Here is a 23565-nt window from a genome sequence, read left to right on the forward strand (position 1 = left end):
TTCTTTAACCACTGATCATAATGTCGTAAAGCTCTTGGTCACTTTGAGCATTACGAAGTTGTTTTAGAACCTGTTTATCATTTAAACGCTCGGCCATTGATGACAATGTCTTTAAATGTTCTTTACACTGTGCATCAGGTACAAGGAGGGCAAACAGGATATCAACAGGGCGATTGTCGATGGCATCAAACTCGATAGGGTCTTGGCACTGAATGAGAACGGCTATGGCGTTATCTGTTGATTGCATACGAGCATGGGGAATGGCGATACCATTTCCAATGCCAGTACTGCCCATCTTTTCGCGGCTGAGCATGCATTCAAATAGCTCTGTAGAGCTAATGCCAGTTTTTTCAGCGACCAGTTCGCTGATGAGTTCTAGTGCACGTTTTTTGCTCGTGCAAGGGACTGCACTTTTCGTGCAGTCCAGAGTGAGTACTTCGCTTAATTGCATTATTAATGGCTACTTAGCTTTTCTTTGTGCTTATTGAGTTGTCTGACAAGTTTGTCGACCAAGGCATCGATTGCCGCGTACATGCTTTCGTCTTCAGCTGCCGCATGGATATCGCCTTGATTTACGTGAAGGGTAGCTTCTGCGATTTGACGGTTTTTTTCAACACGTAAAACCACATGAACATTGTTTATATGATCAAAGAATCGCTCGAGTTTCTCGAACTTGGTGTTCACATAGTCTTGCAGTGAATCGGTTAGGTCAACATGGTGGCCATTAAGGTTGATTTGCATAGACTTTCCTTCTCAGTTAGGGCCTTTAAAGCAGGCGTTTCCGCTGACTCGATGGGGCAATACCTAGCGATTCGCGATATTTTGCGATCGTACGCCTTGCGACCTGGATTCCTTGGTCAGCGAGTAGGGCTGCAATCTTGCTATCACTTAGTGGTTTTACTGGATTCTCAGCTGCCACAAGCTTTTTAATTAGGGCTCGGATTGCAGTGGATGAACACTCTCCGCCATTGTCAGTACTGACGTGGCTGGAGAAGAAATACTTCAGTTCAAAAATGCCGCGAGGTGTATGCATGAACTTCTGCGTAGTGACGCGAGAAATGGTGGATTCGTGCATATCGACCGCCATGGCAACATCGTTAAGTACCATTGGTTTCATGGCTTCTTCGCCATACTCAAAGAAATCGCGTTGATGTTCAACTATACATTTAGCAACTTTGAGCAGCGTCTCGTTTCGACTTTCTAGGCTCTTAATTAGCCACTTCGCCTCTTGCAAATTGCTCCGAATGTACTGGCTATCCGCACTGTTGCCGCGTGCCATTCCTGCGTATTGCTGATTAACCTTGAGGCGAGGTGCACTGTCAGGATTGATGGTGACTACCCATTTACCATGGTCTTTAAATACCGAAACATCGGGGATGACATACTCTGCATGCGTCGGCGTGATACGGCTGCCAGGGCGAGGATCAAGTTGTTGAATCAGTGATAATACTTCTCTTAGTTGCGGCTCTTTGATCTTTGTTTCTTTGATGATCAATTTGTAGTCGCGATTACCGAGTTGGTCAACATGATCGGTTAGAACCAGTTTGGCTTCTTCGAGCCAAGGCGTATCTTGTGGCAGCACTGAGAGTTGTAAAAGCAAGCACTCTTGCAGATTCGCCGAAGCAACGCCTAGCGGGTCAAAGCGCTGAACGCGTTTTTTGACCGCTTCAATCTCATCGAGTTCGATCTCTTCATTCTCGAAGCTGTCGAGGATCTCTTGGGTTGATAGTGTTAGGTAGCCGTAGTCATCAACGGCTTCAATAATAGCCAACGCGATGGAGCGGTCGGTATCTGAGAAAGGAGTCAGGTCTAGCTGCCATAATAGGTAGTCGTGCAGAGATTCCGTCGTTTCACCCTGATAGATTGGCGCGTCATCATCGAGCGCTATACCAGTGTTGCCAGTATTGGCACTGTAAACATCGTCCCAGGTGGTATCGATTTCTAGGTCGTTACTGATTTCTGACTTTTCAATAAGGTCTGAACTGTCCTTCATCTCAGGCTCGGAAACATCAGCAGTTGCATCGCTCTCATTGCTGCTTGCTTTTGCCTCGGTGTTATCTGTCGAGTTAGCATCCGAAGTGTCGTCAGCGCCCCCTTCTTCTACTTCAAGTAGAGGGTTTGAGTCTAACGCTTCTTGAATTTCTTGTTGCAGATCGAGCGTCGAGAGTTGCAGTAGGCGTATTGCTTGCTGCAACTGGGGTGTCATTGCTAATTGTTGACCTAGCTTGAGTTGTAGTGAAGGTTTCATTCAGTCGTGCTCACCTTATTGTCATTTTTATCGCCCTTCCTTGTAATCATAGACGGAATTGCTCACCAAGATAAACTTGTTTCACCTCGGCATTATTCAGTACTTGATCCGGTGTACCTTCTGCGATGAGACGTCCCTGACTTACAATATAGGCTTTTTCACACACGTCGAGAGTCTCGCGTACGTTGTGGTCGGTGATCAATACACCGAGGCCACGCTCCTTAAGATGCTCGATAATTTTCTTAATGTCGATCACCGAAATCGGGTCGACACCAGCAAACGGTTCATCGAGCAATATAAACTGTGGGTTAGCTGCGAGTGCTCGTGCAATTTCTACGCGGCGTCGCTCACCACCCGAGAGTGCCATACCAGCACTTTTTCTGATGTGCTGAATGTGGAACTCATCTAATAAATCTTCAAGACGGTCTTGTTTTTCTTCGCGTGAGAGCTCATCACGAGTCTCTAGTACCGCCATGATGTTATCTTCAACCGAAAGCTTGCGAAAGATAGAGGCCTCTTGCGGCAAGTAGCCGATACCCATGCGAGAGCGGCTATGCATAGGCAAGATACTGATATCTTGGTCATCGATCGTAATTGAACCTTCATCACGGGCAACCAGGCCAACAATCATGTAAAACGAGGTCGTTTTTCCTGCACCATTAGGGCCAAGGAGACCTACAATCTGTCCAGACTCGACTTGTAAACTTACATCAGACACCACTTTGCGTGCTTTATAGCTTTTTGCTAGGTGTTCTGCTTTTAATACTGCCATTAACTATTCACTCTTAGCAGGTGGCTGAAGAACGGTAGATACGCGACCGCCTGTTTGTGCGCCATCAGCGATGAGCTTTTGCTGCGATATTTTGTAACGTATCTTATCACCACTAATTTGACTTCCATCTTGAGAAAGCATGGCTCTTTTCAGCATGAGCAACTCGTCCGTTCTCATGTTGTAATTGAGCTCTTCCGCTTCGCCATAGAGGGTGTTTCCATCATCAGTTAGCTGGGAAAAGGTCGTTAATTGACCGAAAGCTTCAATCTCTTTAATCGCGCCATCGGCAGGGTCGCGTGTGACAATAATTCTGTCAGCATTGATATTGATGCTGCCTTGCTTCAACTTTACGTCACCAGCAAAGGTCACTTTGTTGCTTTGCATATCAAGCTGTTGGCTGTCTGAGTCGATGTAGATCGGCTGCTCGCTGTCGGTTGATAAGGCGAGAGCGGGTGCTGATATCATCAAGCAAGCCATAAGACTAAGGTGTGAGAGTTTCATATCTACCTTGCACATGTTCATAGAGAGTGGCGGTGTTGTCTTTGAAGTTACCCTTCATCGCTTGGCCTCGAGTGATAAATTGAGGTCCATTGAGTCTGACCGTTTGATCAGCCCAAAAATCCCGCGCATCTAGCTGAATATTCAGTTTTTCTGTCGCCATAGTGTCAAAGCTAGAGGTGGGTAGCAAGTTCTTTGCAATCACCTTGTCATAGAGAACCAAAACATGGTCTTCATTTAGCTTGGCTCGACGAGCACTAATTTCCCACTCGAGCACTTGACCGTCTTTGTAGATGCGCAGTACAGGGCTCTCAAAAACGGTATCGCCACTTTTGGCGTAATACTCTAAGTGAGTGGAGGTTATTTCGTAGTTGCGAACACCGTCTTGGGTATAAGCCGTATTCGACATGTTCTTTCCGCTAAAGAGCGGCAGTTCTTCATCGGGAGAAACCTGAATGTCGTAACCCTCCTCTTCTTGCAGCAGATAGTAGCCGCAAAAAAAGATAATCATCACCAGCAGTATGTGCGCTGCTCGAGATAAGGTCATATGCTCAGTCCTTTATGCTGCTCCAGCTCTCCTTTCGCTTGCAGGATAAGATCGCTCACCTCACGCACTGCGCCGTGGCCTCCTTTGATCTTAGTAACATAATTGGCACGTTGAACGAGTAGTGGGTGTCCATCGGCGACACAGACTTTCAAAGCCACACGCTCCATCACAGGCCAGTCAATGAGGTCATCACCAATATACCCAGTATGTTCAGGAGCAATGTCCAGCTTACTGCAAATATCTTGATAGGCTTTGATTTTGTCATCTTGGCCTTGATAGATAAGCTTGATGCCCAGTGCCGACATGCGGTTCTCAACGATCTTTGATTGGCGGCCTGTTATGATGGCAATTTCAACGCCTGCGCTCATTAGCGATTTTACACCGTAGCCGTCACGAGTATGAAACGTTTTTAGCTCTTCGCCATCATTGCCCATGTAGACAAGGCCATCAGAAAAAACGCCGTCTACATCACAGATAAGCAGCTTAATCTGCTTTGCAATAGCAATAATGTCGCTAGACACAGGGCCGTAGAGAGTCTCTATTTGTGTGCTCATTACATCACTCCTGCACGCAGCATATCAAGCATGTTAAGCGCGCCAACCAGCTCGCCATCATCATTACATAATAGCAAACCGTTAATCGATTTCTCCTGCATGATATTGACCCCTTCGGCAGCCAGTAGATCTGGCGAGACAGATGTCGGATTGGCAATCATGACTTCACCAATTTGCGTGGTGTGAATGTCGATGCGTTTATCAAGAATTCGGCGTAGATCACCATCGGTGAAAATACCCGTTAGGCGTTGCTTTTCATCAACCACGGCAGTCATGCCAAGGCCTTTTTGGCTGATTTCCAGTAGTGCATCTCGAATCAGAGTATCTGCCGTGACTTTGGGCAGCTTGTCGCCTGAGTGCATGATATCCGAGAGTTTAAGCAGAAGCTTTCTTCCTAGTGCGCCCCCTGGGTGCGACAGAGCAAAGTCTTGTGCTGTAAAGCCGCGAGCTTCGAGAAGAGATACTGCCAATGCATCGCCGAGGACTAAGGTTGCCGTTGTGCTTGATGTTGGCGCTAGGCCGAGTGGGCAAGCCTCTTGAGGAACCGTAATTTGCAGGTGGATATCAGACAGATTTGCCATTGAAGAACTAGGCTTACCTGTCATGCTGATGATCTTGTTGTTGAGCCTTTTTAACACAGGGAACAGGCTAAGAATTTCACTTGATTCCCCCGAGTTTGAAATGGCTAACACAATGTCACCTGACTCGATCATACCTAGGTCACCATGAGCCGCTTCACCCGGATGAACAAAAAAAGAAGAGGTGCCTGTGCTGGCAAAGCTGGCCGCAATCTTTTTGCCAATATGCCCAGATTTACCCATTCCCATCACGACAACTTTGCCCTGACAAGAAAGAATCATTTCACAAGCGGCTGTAAAGTCGTCGTTTACGTACTGTTTGAGGTGCTCGATAGCTTGAAGCTCAATATCAATGACCTTGTTTGCCACTGATTTGTAATCAAATTGAGACATAATATACATTACCAACTTAGGCTGTCATGTTCATGATGAGGTAGGCTTGGTAGCCAACAAAAATGAGGAAAAGTACCACACCCTCGGTGCGATTGATGCTGCGTGACTTGCCCAAAGCCATTACGACTAACAGCAGACTTACCGCGAGCATTACCCAGTAGTCTCTCCCCATCACGAGCTCGCTCACCATAGATGGGTTTAGAAGGCCAGGTATCCCCATTACGGCGAGGATATTGAAAACGTTGGAGCCGATGATATTACCTACCGCCATATCGTCTTCGCCTTTTATTACGCCGGCCAGTGATGCGGCTAGCTCAGGTAGACTCGTTCCCACTGCGATGATAGTGAGACCGATAACCAGATCGCTCATACCCATGTAAGTCGCAATAACGACCGCGTTATTGACGAGTGTGTCAGCGGCAAGCGGCAAGATAATCAAGCCAATCACAACCCACATTGCGGCTTTACCGTTACTGACACCATCCGGGATTTCAGACTCCTGCTCTTCTAGCAGGACATCGCCCTTAGATTGCTCTTTTTTGCTAATGTAGAGCATGGTAAGAATAAACAGTGCGAATAGGACAACAAGCAGAATACCTTCACTAAAACCTAGGTAGCCGTCCCAGACGATAGCACCACAGATCAGAGTGACAACGATCATCAGTGGCAATTCGCGTTTGAGCACTGCTGAACTGATGGAAAGAGGCTTAATCATCGCAGTAATACCCAGGATTAAGGCGATGTTGGCAATATTTGAGCCAATCACATTACCGACAGCTGTGTCAGTTTTACCCTCTAAAGCGGCAGTTGCAGAAACCATCATTTCGGGAGCAGAAGAGCCCATAGCTAAGATTGTCATGCCGATGACTAGCGGTGAAATACCGACATTTCTCGCGAGTGCCGCTGCACCGAAGACTAGCTTGTCTGCACTCCAGACTAGAAAAATCAGTCCGAGGACAAGGAAAGCAACTGCTTCAATCATGATGTTCCCTAAGTTTTTAAAATAATAACGCCTAATTTTGAACGTTTGTCGGGCAAAAGTGAAGCAACCGCGTCAATTAATTTCTGATTCACTCAGCTTATGTAAATCATTGAATAGTCGAGAGGCTAAATATAAAAAAAGGGTTTATGCTACAAACATGAGTTCGCAAAACAGGGAACGGTTAGGCTCATATGAGTGATAAATCTTATATCTCGGTTGATAACATGACCTTTTATCGTGGTGAGCGAGTGATTTTTGATCGGCTCAACCTCGATATCGAACGAGGAAAAATTACTGCCATACTCGGTCCTTCAGGTATTGGCAAAACCACACTTCTTAAGCTGATTGGCGGTCAGTTACTGCCAGATAGTGGTCGAGTTGTTGTTGAGGGACACGACTTGTCTGAGCTCAATCGTCGAGCCCTGTATCGGCTGCGGGGAAAAATGGGAATGCTGTTTCAGTCAGGGGCTCTATTCACCGACTTATCCGTTTTTGACAATGTGGCCTTTCCTATTCGAGAGCATACCCAGCTTGATGAGAAACTGATTCACACCCTAACGCTGCTCAAGCTTGAGGCGGTGGGGTTACGAGGCGCGGCAGAGCTGATGCCGAGTGAGCTTTCGGGTGGGATGGCTCGGCGTGTCGCGCTTGCCCGCGCGATCGCCCTTGACCCGGATATCGTAATGTATGACGAGCCGTTTGTTGGTCAAGACCCCATGACGAAAGGCGTGCTGGTTGAGCTGATCGCCAAGCTAAATCGTACGTTAGGGATTACTAGCATCGTTGTGTCACATGATGTGCCGGAAGTGTTTGAAATTGCAGACTATGCTTACATTCTGGCGGACTGCAAAATTATAGCGCAAGGTACCCCAAAGGCATTGATCGACAGCGTTGATGAGAAAGTCCGTCAGTTTTTGGATGGGGCGGCGGATGGGCCAGTTCCATTTGCTTATCCTGCGCCACCGATTGAGCAGGGGTTATTTTTATGAGGCGATGGTTGTGGGTGTCAGTTGAGCATATAGGTAATAGCACCATGCATGTGGTGCAGACACTTGGCCGTTCTATGTTGATGTTACTGCAGGTGCTATTTGCCAAGCCTCAGTTTATGAAGAGCTTCCCTCTTGTCGTTAAACAGTGTTACGCACTCGGTGTGCAATCTCTCGCCATTATTGTGGTCTCAGGTGCTTTTATTGGCATGGTGTTGAGCCTTCAGGGCTACGTAGTGCTGGTGGACTATGGCGCAGAGACCAACCTTGGCCAGATGGTGGCCCTTTCCCTACTGCGAGAGCTTGGTCCCGTGGTGACTGCGCTGCTTTTTGCTGGCAGAGCGGGCTCTGCATTGACGGCAGAAATCGGCTTGATGAAGGCGACCGAGCAGCTATCAAGCATGGAGATGATGGCGGTCGACCCTCTTAGAAGGGTCATCGCGCCTCGTTTTTGGGCTGGAGTGATAGTGATGCCGATGCTTGCTGCCATTTTTATCGTGGTGGGTATATGGGGCGGAGAAGTCGTCGGTGTCGATTGGAAGGGTATCGATCGAGGCAGTTTTTGGGCGGCGATGCAGTCCTCGGTGCAGTTGAGCTATGACATCGGTAATGGGCTGATTAAATCTGTGGTGTTTGCTTTTGCTGTCACCTGGATTGCTCTGTTTAATGGTTACGACTGTGTTCCAACCTCTGAGGGGATTAGCCAAGCGACAACAAAAACGGTGGTGAACGCCTCTTTATTGGTTCTCGGTCTAGACTTTGTATTGACGGCTTTAATGTTTGGTAATTGATGTTATGAGAAATACAAGAAAAACAGAGTTCGCAGTGGGGTGCTTTGTCATCGCAGCCGTTGTGGCAATTTTAGTATTAATCTTTCAAATCGCTGACGTAAAGAGTATCGGAAGGGCGGATACTTACGCGCTGAAAGCCAAGTTTGACAATATAGGCAGCTTGCGGGTACGCGCACCCGTCAAAGTGGGCGGTGTAGTGATTGGTCGTATTACTGCGATAGATTTAGACCCAGCCAACTTAACACCTGTCGTGACCATGGCGATTGATCAGCGTTATGACCAGTTTCCAGATACCTCCAGTGTACAGGTACTGACATCAGGGCTTATTGGTGAGCAATACCTAAGCCTCGTGCCGGGGTTTGTTTTCGATGATGAAGAGATGCTGGTTGATGGTGATCTTATTGAAGACACGAAATCGGCTTTAGTGCTGGAAGATTTGATTGGCCAAATGATCTATCGCGTTGGCGGTGATGAGTCGTAGAGGGGATTAAGATGAAAAGAGTAATCACGTTGATGCTGTTTCTGTTGGCTTTTGCCACACAAGCCCAAGACGTGGATCGTAAAGATCCCTATCAAATGATAGTGACCGTCGCTGACAAGTCTTTTGAGCGACTTCGTCAGGACCAGTCCTTGATAGAGCAAGACCCAAATCATCTCAAGACGGTAGTGGAAGAAGAGCTGTTGCCTTACGTCAATTATCGCTACAGCGCACTTAAGCTATTGGGTTCAGAGGTGAAGAAAAACCCTCGTGAGGATGTGTTGGCGTTCATTGAGGCATTTAAAGACTATATGGTGACGTCATACGCTCAGATTCTCACTCAATACTCTGAACAACAGGTACAGTTTGGTGCGCCACCCCAAGTGGCGGAGTCGGACAGAATTACTGGGGTGAAAGTGACTATTTTAGATGCACCAAATCCCAATATTTTACTCGAGTTTAAGCTTCGTAAAGAGAAGAGTGGTGACTGGGCGGCATTTGATATCATCGCTGAAGGTGTGAGCTTATTATCGAGCAAACAGTCTGAGTGGCTGGGGGAAGTGCGTCGTCAGGGGCTACCTGCGGTGACTAAAGAGTTGGCTCGACAGGCTCAATTGCCTGTACAAAAAGCAGCAAACTAGTCATGAGTAACTGGTCGATTGACGCTGGTGTTATTTGCTTTAGTGGAGTGCTCGATCGCTTCACTGTGCCGGATTTGTGGGCATCCCTTTCATCTTGGAAGCCAACAGAAAAAGGCTACTTGGTTGATCTTAGTCGAGTAGAGCGGGTAGATTCAGCCGGGATGGTGATGTTAATCCACTTATTAGAGCATGCAAAAACGGAAAATTGCCATATAATGCTCTCCTTTGTGCCAAAAGACTTAGGCACACTCTTTCGCTTGAGCAATGTGGATAAATTGCTCGCGAAACACATACAGAATTAGATTTAGAGGTGAATTGTGGATAGTGCAAAAGTACAGCAGCTGTTAGCAGACGCGTTGCAACTAGAGGAAGTGCATGTAAAGGGCGAGGGGAGCCACTACGAAGTTATCGCTGTTGACGCTTGCTTTGACGGCATGAGCCGTGTCAAAAAGCAGCAGCTAATCTACGGACCTCTGATGGAATATATCCAACGCAATGACATTCATGCGGTCTCTATCAAGGCCTACACTCCAGATGAGTGGGCTCGTGATAAGAAGTTGATGTCACTATAAGGTTTACAATGGAAAAGTTTCGAGTTGTTGGGTCAGACAAACCACTTAGTGGTGAAGTGACCATTTCAGGCGCAAAGAATGCTGCGCTGCCTATTTTATTTGCTTCCATTTTAGCGGAAGAGCCTGTTGAAGTTGCCAATGTACCCAAGCTGCGTGATATCGATACCACGATGGAACTGCTTTCTCGTTTGGGTGCAAAAGTTAAGCGTAACGGTTCAGTCCATGTGGATGCGAGTGGCATTGATGAGTACTGCGCTCCTTACGATTTGGTGAAAACAATGCGTGCCTCTATTTGGGCTCTTGGTCCATTGGTTGCTCGCTTTGGTCATGGTCAGGTGTCACTACCTGGTGGTTGTGCCATCGGTGCACGCCCTGTTGATCTGCACATCTATGGTCTTGAGCAGCTTGGTGCCAAGATCGTGTTGGAAGACGGTTATGTAAAAGCCAGTGTAGACGGTCGCCTGAAAGGCGCTCACGTTGTGATGGATAAGGTCAGTGTTGGCGCAACCATTACGGTTATGTGTGCTGCGACACTTGCTGAAGGTACGACGGTACTTGATAACGCAGCGCGTGAGCCAGAGATTGTAGATACTGCTAACTTCTTGAATGCTCTTGGCGCGAAAGTGTCGGGCGCGGGCACGGATACCATTACTATCGAAGGTGTAGAGCGCCTTGGTGGTGGTAAGCACTCTGTCGTCCCAGATCGTATTGAAACGGGTACTTTCCTGGTCGCCGCTGCTGTTTCTGGTGGTAAAGTCGTTTGTCGCAACACACACGCTCACCTGCTCGAAGCGGTGTTAGCGAAGCTAGAAGAAGCTGGAGCGGATGTCGAAACTGGCGATGATTGGATCAGTGTCGATATGACCAATCGCGAGTTAAAAGCAGTGAGCATTCGTACCGCACCACACCCGGGGTTCCCGACGGATATGCAAGCTCAGTTTACGTTGCTAAATATGATGGCGAAAGGCGGCGGCATCATCACCGAAAACATCTTTGAAAATCGTTTTATGCATGTACCAGAGCTGATGCGCATGGGAGCTAAAGCAGAGATCGAAGGTAACACGGTCGTGTGTGGTGACGTAGATAGCTTGAGTGGGGCTCAAGTGATGGCGACAGACCTACGTGCATCGGCAAGCCTTGTGATTGCAGGTTGCATTGCTCAAGGTGAAACTTTTGTTGATCGTATTTACCACATCGATCGTGGTTACGAGAAGATTGAAGATAAGTTGTCTGCGCTGGGTGCCAATATCACCCGTGTTGCTAACACTGCAACAGAAAGCGAAAACGCTTAATTCTTGATGTTAGAAGCCGAAACTCTGTTTCGGCTTCTTCGTGTTGTACCTGGAGAGAATAATGGTAGCACTATTTCGTATTTTCGCCGTCGCTGTGTTTGCGGTTGTGATGTTTGTCTTTGGCTGTGGATACTGCTTACTGAGCCCACGCAATCCAAAGAATGTGTTTAATGTGGGTCGCCTATTTAACAAAATGGCACCTATCTTCGGTTTTAAACTAGAGCTACGTATTCCAGAAGATGCTTATACTCGTGGGCAGCACATCTACGTGGCTAACCACCAGAACAACTGGGATATGTTTACCGTGTCTTCAGCGGTGACGCCAAAAGTCGTGACGGTAGGTAAAAAGAGCATTGCTTGGATGCCTCTATTTGGTCAACTTTACTGGCTGAGTGGCAATATTCTTATTGACCGCGCCAATCGCTCTAAAGCGGTAGGCACGATTGATCAGGTGATCAATAAGATGAAGAGTAGTGACGTTTCTGTGTGGATGTTCCCAGAAGGAACTCGCTCTCGTGGTCGTGGTTTGCTGTCATTTAAAACCGGTGCTTTCCATGCTGCGATCGGAGCCGAGCTGCCTATTATTCCTATTGTATGTAGCTCGACTGACGGTATTAAGCTTAATCGCTGGAACAATGGGCATGTGATCGTCGAAATGCTACCACCGATTAGCTCTGAGGGCTACGACAAGGGCGAGGTACGCAAGCTTGCTGAGGTGTGCCGCAATGAGATGGAAACTAAGCTCAATGCGCTGAATGAAGAAGTCGCACAGCGAAATAAAGCTGAAGGTATTGAAGCAAAAGCTTAACGCGAACAGCACAAGTTGATAAGAAAGGCAGGAGTACTGGCAAGTGCTTCTGTCTTTTTTTTTGCCTGGATTACGAGTAAAGGGAAGAGGTTGAGCAGGGAATAATTATTGAGGGATTTTAGGCGAAAAAAAACCGCATCTAAAGATGCGGTTTTCTTAAAAGTGGCTCCCCCTGCGGGACCCGAACGGGCCGGCCATCCGGATGCGACATATTCACCGTTCACAGATTCCAGACGAAAAAAAACCGCATCTAAAGATACGGTTTTCTTAAAAATGGCTCCCCCTGCGGGACTCGAACCTGCGACATACGGATTAACAGTCCGCCGTTCTACCAACTGAACTAAGGGGGAACAAAGAATGGTGCCGACTACCGGAATCGAACTGGTGACCTACTGATTACAAGTCAGTTGCTCTACCTACTGAGCTAAGTCGGCACGCTTTATCTTTTTAAATATAGAACAGCTAAAAAGCTATTCGTTGTAAAATGGCTCCCCCTGCGGGACTCGAACCTGCGACATACGGATTAACAGTCCGCCGTTCTACCAACTGAACTAAGGGGGAACAAAGAATGGTGCCGACTACCGGAGTCGAACTGGTGACCTACTGATTACAAGTCAGTTGCTCTACCTACTGAGCTAAGTCGGCACACTATATTCTTTTACTCACTGTTCGTGCTAAGCACCAACAACTAAGAAATTGTGGTGCCCGGAGGCGGAATCGAACCACCGACACGAGGATTTTCAATCCTCTGCTCTACCGACTGAGCTATCCGGGCGACGAGGTGTATTAAACGGTTTTTCGACTTTTAGGTCAACACTAAAATACAAAAAAAATACTGTTTGATGGTTTTCTATACTCGAAGAGCTATTTTTGCCACTTTAAATCACTCATTACAGTGCTTGTATGGCTTAGATAGTGGTTGATGTTCATTCAATTTAAATTTAATCGATAAAAAAGCACGCAAAAATGCGTGCTTTTAGTGACTATTATTTACGGGGGAGAGCCGTTATTTCTGTACGTTGAACTTGGCTGCCCAGTTTTCGAGTTCATTTGCCAACGAGGTGAGCGTTTGTGTACTGCTGTAAGTGCTTGATACAACGTTATTGAGCTCATTGCCACTGCCTTCAATCATATTGATGCGTTGTGAGATGTCATCACTCACTTGTGTTTGCTCAGCTGCAGCGGTGGCAATTTGATGGCTCATGCCAGTGATGTTCTCAAGGGCCGTGACCACTTGTTGTAGAGCTTGAGAGGCATTTTGCGAGACAGTAACCGTGTTCTGACTGGTTTCTGCACAGATGTCCATGGTATGGATAGCATTTCGCGAGCCCTCTTGAAGGTTATTGATCATCAATTGAATCTCTTTAGTACTGTCTTGAGTTCGCCCTGCCAGATTTCGCACCTCATCAGCAACAACGGCAAAACCACGGCCTTGCTCGCCAGCACGTGCTGCTTCAATGGCTGCGTTGAGGGCGAGTAGATTGGTTTGCTCAGCGATATCACCGATCACATCAAGGACTTTGACAATATCGTTCACATTGTTATCGAGTTCAGATACTGCTTGGCTAGCCGCGCCCAACTGAGTAGCAAGCCCTTCAATATTATCAACGGTATTATGAATCAAGGATTGAGTTGCTCGACTTTGTTTATCGGCTTCATCGGTATTTTGCGCAGTCTCACTCGCAGAGTCAGCCACGTTGTTAGCAGAAGAGGCCATCTCGGTCATTGCGGTCGCTATCATTGCGGTTGACTTTTGTTGGGTATCTGTCAATTGAGTCAGCGTCGCTGAGCGATTCTCCACGTCATTTAGCTCATCTCGCAGGGCATGCATAGATGACTCAAGATTGTTGATTAGGTGGGCTAGAGATATGCTCATGTGTTGAACCGACTCATAGATGCTGCCCTGTGGCGCAATCTCATCAAATGAGGTTTGAATATTGCCTTTTGCCACAGATTGAACCGCTTCACGTACAGCAATAGGTTCACCCCCTAGGAGGTTGAGCATACGACGAATTGCGATATAGATAATAGTGGCCAGAATAGCAGCGATAACAATAGATAGTGTCAGTGTCCAACGTGCTGTTTCCCAAAAGCGGGCATTGACTTCGTCAAAGCCAATGCCAGTGCCAACCACCCATCCCCAGTTAGGCGTCTTTTGGGCGGTTGAGAACTTGGTTTCAACTGAACCATCTGCTTGACGCTGAGTCCATTCATATTCAGCAATACCGTGAGAGGTCGATGAGATAGAGCGAAGCAGAATGTCTGCGACACTGTGCCCGTTGGCATCTTTGAAGTCATGGAAACTAGTACCATGAAGCTCAGGGTCCAAAGGCGCAGCGATGAACACCATATCTTCATCAGCGACATAAACATACTCACTGTCGTTGTAAATATTTGAGCGCAGTAGTTGAGTGGCAAGCTCTTTCGCTTCTGTTTCGCTCATCTCACCACGTCGTGCCATGTTCTCAATCTCAACCATTGTAGAGTAGGTGCTGCGGAATAATTCAGTAACGCGCGTTGCGTTATCTTGATTACTTGCCATGCGCAGTGTGGAAAGCCCGATTAAGGTCACTGCTACCAGAGCCAGTAAGATAGCTCCAGATAAAAGGTATGTTTGGGTTTTTAACTTCATTTCAATTATTACCTAAGGCGTACATTTGATGTCTGTTTCCGCCATTTCTTCAAGGGATATATATTTGTCACTTTTGCTTTGAACGGTCAGGGAAGCGAACAAAGCACACCGAACGTGATGGTTATAAATTTACGATGCAAAATAAGTTTTGACTAGTTAAGAAGTGTGTGAATTTGAAGCTAGTGGCAGATTAAATAAGGTTGCATTTGCTGGGTGAATGAGTGCTTGCTGTGGTGTCTGTTTCGGTGAATTGAATTTGGGAAGAGATAACAAGTTAGAGCTCAAAGAGATAGGGAGGGACTCGCACGGGCCGACGGATTGCCGCCTAACCATCCGGATGCGACATATTCACCGTTCACAGATTCCAGACGAAAAAAAACCGCATCTAGCGATACGGTTTTCTTAAAAGTGGCTCCCCCTGCGGGACTCGAACCTGCGACATACGGATTAACAGTCCGCCGTTCTACCAACTGAACTAAGGGGGAATTATTTTGTGTAAAGACGTTATCTTTAACACCAAATAATGGTGCCTCGAGGCGGAGTCGAACCACCGACACGCGGATTTTCAATCCGCTGCTCTACCAACTGAGCTATCGAGGCAAAAGAATGGTGCCGACTACCGGAATCGAACTGGTGACCTACTGATTACAAGTCAGTTGCTCTACCTACTGAGCTAAGTCGGCACACTAAATCTTTTTAAATATTGAACAGCTAAAAAGCTATTCGTTGTAATATGGCTCCCCCTGCGGGACTCGAACCTGCGACATACGGATTAACAGTCCGCCGTTCTACCAACTGAACTAAGGGGGAATTATTTTGTGTAAAGATGTTATCTTTAACACCAAATAATGGTGCCTCGAGGCGGAGTCGAACCACCGACACGCGGATTTTCAATCCGCTGCTCTACCAACTGAGCTATCGAGGCAAAAGAATGGTGCCGACTACCGGAATCGAACTGGTGACCTACTGATTACAAGTCAGTTGCTCTACCTACTGAGCTAAGTCGGCGCAATATATTCTTTTAACTAATTGTCCGTGCAACGCACCAACAATTTTAAATTGTGGTGCCCGGAGGCGGAATCGAACCACCGACACGAGGATTTTCAATCCTCTGCTCTACCGACTGAGCTATCCGGGCAACGGAGCGCTATTAAACGGATTTTAAGCCTTTGCGTCAACCACTTTTTTTCAATAATTAGAAAAAAGTGCTGTAACGGCTGCTTTTTTAATCAAGTGTCGCTAAATGTTTTTACCCGCGTTAAATTCCTTTTTGAAATTTGTCACTTTTTCTAGGTAGCGGCGAGCTTCTGCATTGGAGTGTTTGTTGGTCAGTGCCCAATACACTTGGTTTGGTTGCAGGGAGTTTAACCTTGTCATCGCATTTGAGCGGCTGTTCCTATCAAAGGTATTGAGTACCCCCCCCGTGCCACCGTTGTATGCAGAGATCATGCTGTATTCAAGTGAGAGTGGGTGGTCAACCGCTTTCAAGTAACGATTTTTCAGTATGTAAAAGTAGGCCGTTCCGGTATCAATGTTTTTTACTGGATCGAAAAGATATTCTGGCGTTGGCTCACCTGGCTTATTTTTAACTAGATTGAATACATCACGGCCAGCAGTTTTTGGTACAACCTGCATTAAACCATAGGCATTGGCCCAGCTTACTGCGTAGGGGTTAAAGCTACTTTCCGTTTTAATAATGGCATAGATGAGATCTTCAGGAATGTCATACTTGCGTGACGCCTGGCGCACGATATCAGCATACTTGTAACTGCGGATCTCTACCTGATTCTCCACCATAGGTATCTCAACGTAGTGTGCTTTTTTATAGTCGACACTCTTGGTTTTCATCTTGTTGGCAATAAGATAATCAGCAAAACGATTCGCGCGCCATGACCATTGAATGGCTTTACCCTCTTGGTCGACAACCTGCCTGTAGAGGAAAGGTTGTCCCTCAAGTTTGATGTCGCGAGAAGAGAAAAGATCAACGTTGGCGGGGTCATCAGGGGTCAGTAGGGTGGTAACAATAGCGTTTTTTAGGTGTCTCTCTGGCTCGGTTGGTGAGACGGTTTCAATAATAATGGTTCCGCGATCGAAGTTAACTTCAGCGCGGCTGAGGTAGTTGTCGATGTACTTCACATAGTTACTTTTACCGGCCACCTTGACTTCGTTGCTACCCCAACGCTTTTTAATGTTGCCAGAGAAGCTGCTGATTAAAGCATCAAGTGCACGAGTGTCCTTCTCAAACTGACCTGGAAGTTCGGCTAGATTTTTGGCAAAGCGGTTTGTCGGCTCGTAGTTAACATCATAGAGACCTTCAACAAATTCGCGGCTGCAACCAACGGACAAGGCCGCGAGCAAAAAAACAGCTATTTTTTTCATATTTCCCTAAAACAACAATGACATCAGTAAAGAACGTGATGCCATTGAAATAGTGTTGATGATTCTGATTATTCAGAAGGTGGCGTGTAGCCTTCGATGTGAACGTCTTTACCCTCAAACAGGAAGTTGACCATCTCTGTTTCAAGAAGCTTACGGTGCTCTGGATCCATCATGTTTAACTTCTTTTCATTGATCAGCATTGTTTGCTTATGTTGCCACTCGCCCCAAGCCTGCTTGGAAATGTTATCAAAGATACGCTTACCTAACTCTCCAGGGTAGAGTTGGAAGTCCATCCCTTCTAGCTCTTGTTTTAGTCGAGCACATAAAACGGTGCGGCTCATAGTGACTCCTTGTTGTTCAGTTCAAACGGCAAGCTTTCGAGTAGTTGTTTTACTGGTGCTGCTAAGCCGATTTCTTTTGGTTGAGATAAGTTATACCAGAGACCTTGGTTGTCTTCCATGATCACATTGGGTTGTTGCGTTAGCTCTACTAACACTGGTGTTATGTCTAGGTGGTAGTGGCTAAATGTATGACGAAAGGCAACCAAGGTACGCTGCTCAGCAATCGATGATTGATCAATACCTAAATGCTCTAGGCTGCCTGTAATATCCGTGTGTTCTGATTGAGGGAAGCAGAATAGTCCGCCCCAGATACCCGTTTGTGGCCTTTGCTCTAACCAAACCTGACCTTGATAGTGCACCATGACAAACCATGTCTCTTTAATCGGCTTCTCTTTTTTCGGCTTTTTGCCTGGGTAGTCGAGCGGGTTACCTTGGGCGTTGGCTTTACATACCTCACTGATAGGACACAAGCTGCATTTGGGTTTCGAGCGGGTGCAGACCATCGCCCCCATATCCATCATAGCTTGATTGTACTTATCAACATCGACATTGGGAGTATGCTGCTCCGCATAGTGCCAAAGTTGGTTTTCGACACTCTTTTTGCCCGGCCAGCCTTCCACAGCGAAAGCACGTGCAAGGGTGCGTTTTACGTTGCCATCGAGAATGGCGTGCGGCTGTTTGTAGACCGAAGATAAGACAGCAGCGGCGGTAGAGCGACCAATTCCGGGTAGGGCATTTAGCTGCTCAATATCCAATGGGAACTCACCATTATGCTCGTTAACAACGGCTTTTGCCGCTTTATGCAGGTTTCTAGCGCGGGCATAGTAGCCAAGCCCTGTCCATAAATGCAGCACCTCATCTTGGTCTGCGTTGGCAAGGTCTATCACCGTTGGAAATTTCTCCAGAAATCGCTGGTAATAAGGAATTACCGTAGCGACTTGGGTTTGCTGCAGCATAATTTCCGACAGCCAAACACTGTAGGCGGTTTTGTTTTGCTGCCAAGGCAGTTCTTTACGGCCATATCGTTCATACCAGTCGAGTATGGCTTGGGCAAAAGGAGTCACAACATCAAGCTCGGTTATTTCAGTCTATAATTATCGCAAAATTGAATCACGTCAGGCGTTGGATGTAAATCGGACATTTTTTGTGGGTATTGAGCGCGTAACTGACGCGAAAATGTCGATATTACTTGCACCGCTAGCGATTCTTTGGATAATCACAATCCCTTTGATTTGAGCGCATTTTGAACAGGCATAAACCATGAGTGAAGTGACCACTAACGAATACAATGAAGATGGCAAGTTGATCCGCAAAGTACGTAGCTTTGTGCGTCGCGAAGGTCGTCTAACCAAGGGCCAAGAAAACGCGATGAACGAGTGTTGGCCAACAATGGGTATTGATTACCAAGAACAGCTTCTCGATTGGAAAGAGGTCTTCGGTAACGACAACCCAGTGGTACTGGAAATCGGTTTTGGTATGGGGGCTTCACTGGTTGAAATGGCAAAAAATGCGCCAGAGAAAAACTTTATCGGTATTGAAGTTCACAGCCCTGGCGTTGGTGCATGTCTTGCTGATGCGCGTGATGCGGGTGTCACGAACCTTCGTGTTATGTGTCACGACGCGGTAGAGGTGTTCGCGAACATGATTCCAGAGTCGAGCTTGAGCACACTGCAACTGTTCTTCCCTGACCCTTGGCACAAAAAACGTCACCACAAACGCCGTATCGTACAGCTCGATTTCGCAGAGATGGTGCGTACTAAGTTGATCCCTGAGCACGGTATCTTCCACATGGCAACAGACTGGGAAAACTACGCTGAACACATGATTGAAGTGATGAATGAGGCGCCTGGCTTCGCGAACATCGCAGCCGATGGTGACTTTGTTCCTCGCCCAGAAGAGCGTCCGTTGACTAAATTTGAAGCTCGCGGTCACCGTCTAGGTCATGGTGTGTGGGACATCAAGTTTAAACGCACTGCGTAAAGGAAGATCTTATGTCGTTGTACGCGATTCTGGCAAACCCAGGACACAACCGTATCTACTTCGATAGTGCACTTGAGATTGCTCGCTCTGAATTGCAGGCGATGCTTGAGTCTCAGGGCGTTGAGCTTTTCCGCATCGAAGACAAAGCGGTGGGTTTGCCTGCTGCTATCGTTTTTTCTTGTCAGGACGAGTTAACAGATGCTCAGATGAAGAAAATTGCGGCGTCTTCCATCTACTATGCATTGTTTGAGGTGGTGGACGGTGGTTTGTTGAAACCGTTGGCGGTTCCTACCCACAATACGTTCCCTGAAAGCATGAGCCAGATTTTGCGTTACACGGGTAAAACCAATGAGCAGTTTACTCGCTTAATGGTGAACCTAGGCGTCAGCGCTGCCAAAACAGGCAGTGAGACAGTGACGTTGATGGATCCTATGTGTGGTAAAGGGACAACCCTATATGAAGGGCTGATCCAAGGTATGAACGTTGTTGGCGTTGAGATCAATGCCAAATGGGTACAAGAGATCCAAACTTTTATCGTTAAGTTTATGAAAAACGGTCGCTTTAAGCATAAGGCGGGCAAAGATAAACGCACGGTGGAAGGTAAGAAAGTGGCCGAGGGTTTTGTTCTGGATGCGGCGGCGAGCAAAGAGTTGTTTGCCTCAGGCAATAGCCAGTCAATGAAGTTGTATGCTGCGGATACTCGTCAAGCAGACCTCATCGTGAAAAAGAACTCGGTCGATGTGATGGTGTCAGATTTGCCATATGGCGTACAACACGGCAGCAAAAACGCCAAAGATAGCAAACTAAACCGTAGCCCAAACGAGCTACTCGCGGAAGCGTTGCCTGCGTGGAAGAAGGTGCTCAAGAAAAATGGTGCGGTCGTGCTATCTTTTAATGAGTTCACGCTTAAATGGAAAGATTTGGCACAACTGTTCGAATCGCAAGGTTGGAAGGTAATGGACGAAGCACCATATACCGGCTACTTGCACCGAGTTGACCAGTCGATCAATCGCAATGTCATTGTTGCTGTTAAACCTTAGAACGGTTTCGTTTTGTGTTTATTAGAGCCAGCAATTTGCTGGCTCTTTTTGTCTTAGATGGAAGTGAAGCAATGCCAACTCAAGAGATCCTTGATTCAGTATTAGAGGAAGTTCGCCCACTGATTGGGCAAGGTAAAGTCGCAGACTATATTCCTGCATTGGCGAAAATCCCCGCGTCGAAACTGGCGATTGCGGTGTTTACCAATGAAGGAGAGCTGATCAAATCGGGTGATGCTGATGAGGCGTTTTCAATTCAGTCAATTTCTAAGGCATTGAGCTTAACGTTGGCCATGGGGATTTATCAGCCGGAGGAGATTTGGTCTCGCGTTGGGAAAGAGCCCTCAGGTCAGGCATTTAATTCTATGATTCAGCTTGAAATGGAGCAAGGAATACCACGTAACCCGTTTATTAATGCAGGGGCAATAGTGGTTGCTGACCTGCTTCAGTCGCGCCTGTCAGCGCCAAGGCAGCGTTTGCTTGAGTTTGCAAGGCAGCTTTCAGGTGATAGTCACATCGTCTATGACAAGGTCGTTGCGGCCTCAGAGATGCTACACAGTGATCGTAATGCAGCGATAGCTTACCTTATGCGTTCATTTGGCAACTTTAGTAATGATGTGATTCCGGTATTAAATAACTATTTCCATGCTTGCGCGCTTAAGATGAGTTGCGCTGATTTAGCCAAGACTTTTAGCTATCTCGCTAATAAAGGCACATCAGTACAAACCCAAAAACAGATTGTGACGCCTACCCAGACCAAACAGTTAAATGCGCTGTTAGCAACGTGTGGTCTGTATGACGGTGCGGGTGAGTTTGCTTATCGGGTCGGTATGCCAGGAAAGTCTGGTGTAGGTGGCGGTATTATTGCGGTTGTGCCGGGGGAAATGACGATCGCGGTTTGGTCGCCCGAGCTCGATGCGTCAGGTAATTCGCTGGCAGGCACAAAGGCGCTGGAGATTTTGTCTGAGCGTATTGGGCGTTCGATATTCTAGAAAGTGATCACTTCTCAATGGCCAGACATGGAACTCGTTATTGTCATATTGAACTCGATATTGTCATATTGAACTTGTTTCAATATCTTCTGGTCTGCTATCACAGAGCAGAAGAAGCACTTTAGGTAGACCTTGAAATAAATTCAGGGTGACGTGAAAGATTCAATATTACGAAAGTTTCGATATTACATAGGTTTGAGTTCAACTCGCGCCGAATTAACGAACAAAGGGGTAGTGCTAACATTCACTAACCCTTTGTTGTTTGGATCAGATTTTATTTACTCATCCTCACCCATAAACGCTTCCAACAAATCATTCAAAAACAGCTTCCCTTTCTCGGTGATTTGCCAGTGTGTATCGGTCTCAGACAGATAGTCTATCTCTATTGCCCAGTTGATGGTCTCTTCAATGGCATCAAATCCAAGCCCAGTAGTATCAAGAAAATCTTGTTTAGGGCAGGCCTCCATCAGCCTGAATCGATTCATAAAGAACTCAAATGGACGGTCTGTGTCAGCGACGAGCTGCTCATCAGATAGGTAGGGCTTGGTGAGATTTTTATAAGCACTCAGGTATCCACGTGGATGCTTGATTTTGGTGGTGCGGACAATGCGTCCATCTGCAAAGCTGATTTTACCCGCAGCGCCGCAGCCAATACCCAGATAATCGCCAAACCGCCAGTAGTTGAGGTTGTGCTGGCATTGGTAACCTGGTTTGCTATAGCCAGAGATCTCATACTGGACATAGCCAGCTTTCTTTAACCTCTCATGCCCTAACTCAAAAATATCCCATAAATCATCGTCGTCAGGCAGTGTCGGTGTTTTGTAGTAAAACATTGTATTTGGCTCAATGGTGAGCTGATACCACGACAGGTGTGGTGGAGCCAGTTCAATCGCTTTATCGAGGTCGGCTAGAGCCTGCTCTACGGATTGGTCTGGCAGACCATGCATGAGATCTAAGTTGAAGCTATTGAGTCCAATAGTGTGTGCTAAGTTAGCCGCATTGACCGCTTCTTGCTGACCATGGATTCGCCCTAGACGCTCCAACTTATCTTGCTCAAAGCTCTGTACACCGATAGATATACGAGTCACCCCAGCTCGTTGATAACCAGCAAATCGTTCCGCTTCAATTGTGCCCGGATTGGCTTCCATGGTGATTTCGATACCAGGCTTAAAAGGGATGCGTTGCTGTATCCCTTCAAGTAGTGATTGGATACCTTGCGGTGAAATCAGGCTAGGTGTGCCGCCACCAATAAAGATTGAATGTAAGGATCTTGGTGCTGCGGCCAGGGCATATTTGTCGATATCGGTGTCTAAGTCTTCGAGCAGGGCTTGAATATACTCTTGCTCTGGAATATCCGTTTTGAGGGCATGTGAGTTAAAATCACAATAGGGGCACTTTTGTACACACCAAGGAATGTGTACATAGAGGCTCAGCGCTGGTGGGACAAGTTGAGTCATGAGCGAGTTACTTTGATAGCTCAGCAAATAGTGCTGTTAGCGCCTTACCACGATGAGACAACTGCTTTTTACGTGCAGGCTCAAGTTGTGCAGAGGAGCAGTTGTCTTCCGGTACAAAGAAAACAGGATCATAGCCAAAGCCATTTTCGCCATCGGCTTTCTCTAGAATGCGGCCTTCCCATTTTCCGTGGCAGACGATCGGTGTTGGATCGTTTTCATGCTTCATTAGAACCAGCACACAGTGAAAGCGAGCAGTGCGCTCAGCCTCTGGTACGCCTTTCATTGCATCCAATAGCTTTTCTAGATTTTGTTGGTCAGAAGCACCTTCGCCAGCATAACGAGCAGAGTAGATACCCGGTGCCCCTTTCAGAAAGTCGACTTCTAAACCTGAGTCATCGGCAATCGCTGCAAGCCCCGTCTCTTTCGCGGCGTGACGTGCTTTTATAATCGCATTTTCGATAAACGTTGTCCCTGTTTCCGCCACATCAGAGACGTTGAACTCACTTTGTGCCAGTACTTCAAAGCCAAAGTCAGATAATAAATCCGCCATCTCACGAACTTTACCTTGGTTGCCGGTCGCCAATACGATTTTTTTCATAGCTATACT

The 23565-nt window shown here is 46.9% G+C and carries 26 protein-coding genes and 12 tRNA genes; 11 read left to right on the forward strand and 27 right to left on the reverse strand.

From position 1 onward, the window contains the following. Nucleotides 1–4 precede the first annotated feature (4 nt). The 9 genes from ptsN to GT360_RS01960 are packed head-to-tail and all read right to left on the reverse strand — an operon-like array spanning nt 5 to nt 6572. Nucleotides 5–451, reverse strand: a complete 447-nt coding sequence (ptsN, locus tag GT360_RS01920; protein WP_164647263.1) for a PTS IIA-like nitrogen regulatory protein PtsN — start codon at nt 449–451, stop codon at nt 5–7. Between the two features lie 2 nt (nt 452–453). After that, entirely contained in the window at nt 454–741 is a 288-nt protein-coding gene (hpf, locus tag GT360_RS01925) for a ribosome hibernation promoting factor (protein WP_164647264.1), read from the reverse strand. A gap of 25 nt (nt 742–766) precedes the next feature. Further along, nucleotides 767–2248 (reverse strand): RNA polymerase factor sigma-54, encoded by a 1482-nt coding sequence (locus GT360_RS01930; protein WP_164647265.1) that lies wholly within the window; start codon nt 2246–2248, stop codon nt 767–769. Nucleotides 2249–2294: 46 nt separating this feature from the next. Continuing rightward, complete coding sequence (gene lptB / locus GT360_RS01935; RefSeq protein WP_164647266.1) at nt 2295–3020, reverse strand: LPS export ABC transporter ATP-binding protein; 726 nt, start codon at nt 3018–3020, stop codon at nt 2295–2297. Nucleotides 3021–3023: 3 nt separating this feature from the next. Then, nucleotides 3024–3521, reverse strand: a complete 498-nt coding sequence (gene lptA, locus GT360_RS01940) for a lipopolysaccharide transport periplasmic protein LptA (protein WP_164647267.1) — start codon at nt 3519–3521, stop codon at nt 3024–3026. Then, the gene (gene lptC / locus GT360_RS01945) at nt 3502–4065 is read right to left on the reverse strand and encodes an LPS export ABC transporter periplasmic protein LptC (RefSeq protein WP_164647268.1); all 564 of its coding nucleotides are present in this window, start codon (nt 4063–4065) and stop codon (nt 3502–3504) included. The genes lptA and lptC overlap by 20 nt, the downstream gene beginning before the upstream one ends. Further along, a complete protein-coding gene (kdsC, locus tag GT360_RS01950) occupies nt 4062–4619 on the reverse strand; it encodes a 3-deoxy-manno-octulosonate-8-phosphatase KdsC (RefSeq protein WP_164647269.1) in 558 nt (185 codons plus the stop codon). Before kdsC ends, lptC begins: the two co-directional genes overlap by 4 nt. After that, nucleotides 4619–5590: a KpsF/GutQ family sugar-phosphate isomerase gene (locus GT360_RS01955; RefSeq protein ID WP_204274541.1), complete on the reverse strand. Its 972-nt coding sequence runs from the start codon at nt 5588–5590 to the stop codon at nt 4619–4621. Before GT360_RS01955 ends, kdsC begins: the two co-directional genes overlap by 1 nt. A 16-nt stretch (nt 5591–5606) precedes the next feature. Further along, nucleotides 5607–6572 (reverse strand): calcium/sodium antiporter, encoded by a 966-nt coding sequence (locus tag GT360_RS01960; RefSeq protein WP_164647270.1) that lies wholly within the window; start codon nt 6570–6572, stop codon nt 5607–5609. 191 nt (nt 6573–6763) lie between these two features. On the opposite strand from GT360_RS01960, the gene GT360_RS01965 reads away from it, so the two are divergent. The 8 genes from GT360_RS01965 (at nt 6764) to GT360_RS02000 (ending at nt 12140) form a co-directional block, all read left to right on the forward strand. Further along, complete coding sequence (locus GT360_RS01965) at nt 6764–7561, forward strand: ATP-binding cassette domain-containing protein (RefSeq protein ID WP_164647271.1); 798 nt, start codon at nt 6764–6766, stop codon at nt 7559–7561. 44 nt (nt 7562–7605) lie between these two features. Continuing rightward, nucleotides 7606–8349, forward strand: coding sequence for a lipid asymmetry maintenance ABC transporter permease subunit MlaE (gene mlaE, locus GT360_RS01970; protein ID WP_239502610.1), 744 nt, complete (start codon nt 7606–7608; stop codon nt 8347–8349). 4 nt (nt 8350–8353) lie between these two features. Continuing rightward, the gene (mlaD, locus tag GT360_RS01975) at nt 8354–8830 is read left to right on the forward strand and encodes an outer membrane lipid asymmetry maintenance protein MlaD (protein ID WP_164647273.1); all 477 of its coding nucleotides are present in this window, start codon (nt 8354–8356) and stop codon (nt 8828–8830) included. A gap of 5 nt (nt 8831–8835) precedes the next feature. Then, nucleotides 8836–9468 (forward strand): ABC transporter substrate-binding protein, encoded by a 633-nt coding sequence (locus GT360_RS01980; RefSeq protein WP_394243690.1) that lies wholly within the window; start codon nt 8836–8838, stop codon nt 9466–9468. 2 nt (nt 9469–9470) lie between these two features. Then, the gene (locus GT360_RS01985) at nt 9471–9770 is read left to right on the forward strand and encodes an STAS domain-containing protein (RefSeq protein WP_164647275.1); all 300 of its coding nucleotides are present in this window, start codon (nt 9471–9473) and stop codon (nt 9768–9770) included. Nucleotides 9771–9785: 15 nt separating this feature from the next. Further along, nucleotides 9786–10040, forward strand: coding sequence for a BolA family iron metabolism protein IbaG (gene ibaG, locus GT360_RS01990; protein ID WP_164647276.1), 255 nt, complete (start codon nt 9786–9788; stop codon nt 10038–10040). Nucleotides 10041–10048: 8 nt separating this feature from the next. Beyond that, nucleotides 10049–11332 (forward strand): UDP-N-acetylglucosamine 1-carboxyvinyltransferase, encoded by a 1284-nt coding sequence (gene murA / locus GT360_RS01995; protein ID WP_164647277.1) that lies wholly within the window; start codon nt 10049–10051, stop codon nt 11330–11332. Nucleotides 11333–11393: 61 nt separating this feature from the next. Further along, a complete protein-coding gene (locus GT360_RS02000; RefSeq protein ID WP_164647278.1) occupies nt 11394–12140 on the forward strand; it encodes a 1-acylglycerol-3-phosphate O-acyltransferase in 747 nt (248 codons plus the stop codon). A 274-nt stretch (nt 12141–12414) separates the two neighbouring features. Here the strand turns inward: GT360_RS02000 and GT360_RS02005 are convergent. The 16 genes from GT360_RS02005 to mutY form a co-directional block, all read right to left on the reverse strand. Then, nucleotides 12415–12490: transfer RNA gene (locus GT360_RS02005), tRNA-Asn, on the reverse strand. A gap of 8 nt (nt 12491–12498) precedes the next feature. Further along, nucleotides 12499–12574 (reverse strand) — tRNA-Thr (locus GT360_RS02010). A 51-nt stretch (nt 12575–12625) separates the two neighbouring features. Next, a tRNA-Asn gene (locus GT360_RS02015) sits at nt 12626–12701 on the reverse strand. 8 nt (nt 12702–12709) lie between these two features. Next, a tRNA-Thr gene (locus tag GT360_RS02020) sits at nt 12710–12785 on the reverse strand. A 54-nt stretch (nt 12786–12839) separates the two neighbouring features. Next, nucleotides 12840–12915, reverse strand: a tRNA-Phe gene (locus tag GT360_RS02025). A gap of 231 nt (nt 12916–13146) precedes the next feature. Further along, nucleotides 13147–14772 carry a methyl-accepting chemotaxis protein gene (locus GT360_RS02030; RefSeq protein ID WP_164647279.1) on the reverse strand — a complete coding sequence of 542 codons (1626 nt, stop codon included), beginning with the start codon at nt 14770–14772 and terminating at the stop codon, nt 13147–13149. Nucleotides 14773–15181: 409 nt separating this feature from the next. Beyond that, a tRNA-Asn gene (locus GT360_RS02035) sits at nt 15182–15257 on the reverse strand. Nucleotides 15258–15296: 39 nt separating this feature from the next. Further along, nucleotides 15297–15372, reverse strand: a tRNA-Phe gene (locus GT360_RS02040). Between the two features lie 7 nt (nt 15373–15379). Continuing rightward, nucleotides 15380–15455 (reverse strand) — tRNA-Thr (locus GT360_RS02045). Nucleotides 15456–15506: 51 nt separating this feature from the next. Continuing rightward, nucleotides 15507–15582: transfer RNA gene (locus GT360_RS02050), tRNA-Asn, on the reverse strand. Nucleotides 15583–15621: 39 nt separating this feature from the next. Continuing rightward, nucleotides 15622–15697: transfer RNA gene (locus tag GT360_RS02055), tRNA-Phe, on the reverse strand. A gap of 7 nt (nt 15698–15704) precedes the next feature. Next, nucleotides 15705–15780: transfer RNA gene (locus GT360_RS02060), tRNA-Thr, on the reverse strand. A 54-nt stretch (nt 15781–15834) separates the two neighbouring features. After that, nucleotides 15835–15910 (reverse strand) — tRNA-Phe (locus tag GT360_RS02065). A gap of 101 nt (nt 15911–16011) precedes the next feature. Continuing rightward, the gene (mltC, locus tag GT360_RS02070) at nt 16012–17151 is read right to left on the reverse strand and encodes a membrane-bound lytic murein transglycosylase MltC (protein WP_164647280.1); all 1140 of its coding nucleotides are present in this window, start codon (nt 17149–17151) and stop codon (nt 16012–16014) included. 68 nt (nt 17152–17219) lie between these two features. Further along, entirely contained in the window at nt 17220–17492 is a 273-nt protein-coding gene (locus tag GT360_RS02075) for an oxidative damage protection protein (RefSeq protein WP_164647281.1), read from the reverse strand. Next, a complete protein-coding gene (mutY, locus tag GT360_RS02080; RefSeq protein WP_164647282.1) occupies nt 17489–18556 on the reverse strand; it encodes an A/G-specific adenine glycosylase in 1068 nt (355 codons plus the stop codon). Before mutY ends, GT360_RS02075 begins: the two co-directional genes overlap by 4 nt. A gap of 196 nt (nt 18557–18752) precedes the next feature. Here mutY and trmB point away from each other — a divergent pair, with 196 nt between their 5' ends. From trmB to glsB, 3 genes are all read left to right on the forward strand, one after another. Next, complete coding sequence (trmB, locus tag GT360_RS02085) at nt 18753–19472, forward strand: tRNA (guanosine(46)-N7)-methyltransferase TrmB (RefSeq protein ID WP_164647283.1); 720 nt, start codon at nt 18753–18755, stop codon at nt 19470–19472. An 11-nt stretch (nt 19473–19483) separates the two neighbouring features. Next, entirely contained in the window at nt 19484–20512 is a 1029-nt protein-coding gene (locus tag GT360_RS02090) for a TRM11 family SAM-dependent methyltransferase (protein WP_164647284.1), read from the forward strand. A 71-nt stretch (nt 20513–20583) separates the two neighbouring features. Continuing rightward, on the forward strand, nt 20584–21501 hold the full coding sequence (glsB, locus tag GT360_RS02095) for a glutaminase B (RefSeq protein WP_164647285.1): 918 nt from the start codon (nt 20584–20586) through the stop codon (nt 21499–21501). Nucleotides 21502–21779: 278 nt separating this feature from the next. Here glsB and hemW read toward each other — a convergent pair whose 3' ends face one another. Together hemW and GT360_RS02105 are read right to left on the reverse strand one after the other, a co-directional pair. Beyond that, nucleotides 21780–22958: a radical SAM family heme chaperone HemW gene (gene hemW, locus GT360_RS02100; protein WP_164647286.1), complete on the reverse strand. Its 1179-nt coding sequence runs from the start codon at nt 22956–22958 to the stop codon at nt 21780–21782. Nucleotides 22959–22965: 7 nt separating this feature from the next. Then, nucleotides 22966–23556, reverse strand: a complete 591-nt coding sequence (locus GT360_RS02105; RefSeq protein WP_164647287.1) for an XTP/dITP diphosphatase — start codon at nt 23554–23556, stop codon at nt 22966–22968. Between the last annotated feature and the right edge of the window lie 9 nt (nt 23557–23565).

The sequence above is a fragment of the Vibrio astriarenae genome (assembly GCF_010587385.1).
Lineage (GTDB): Bacteria > Pseudomonadota > Gammaproteobacteria > Enterobacterales > Vibrionaceae > Vibrio > Vibrio astriarenae.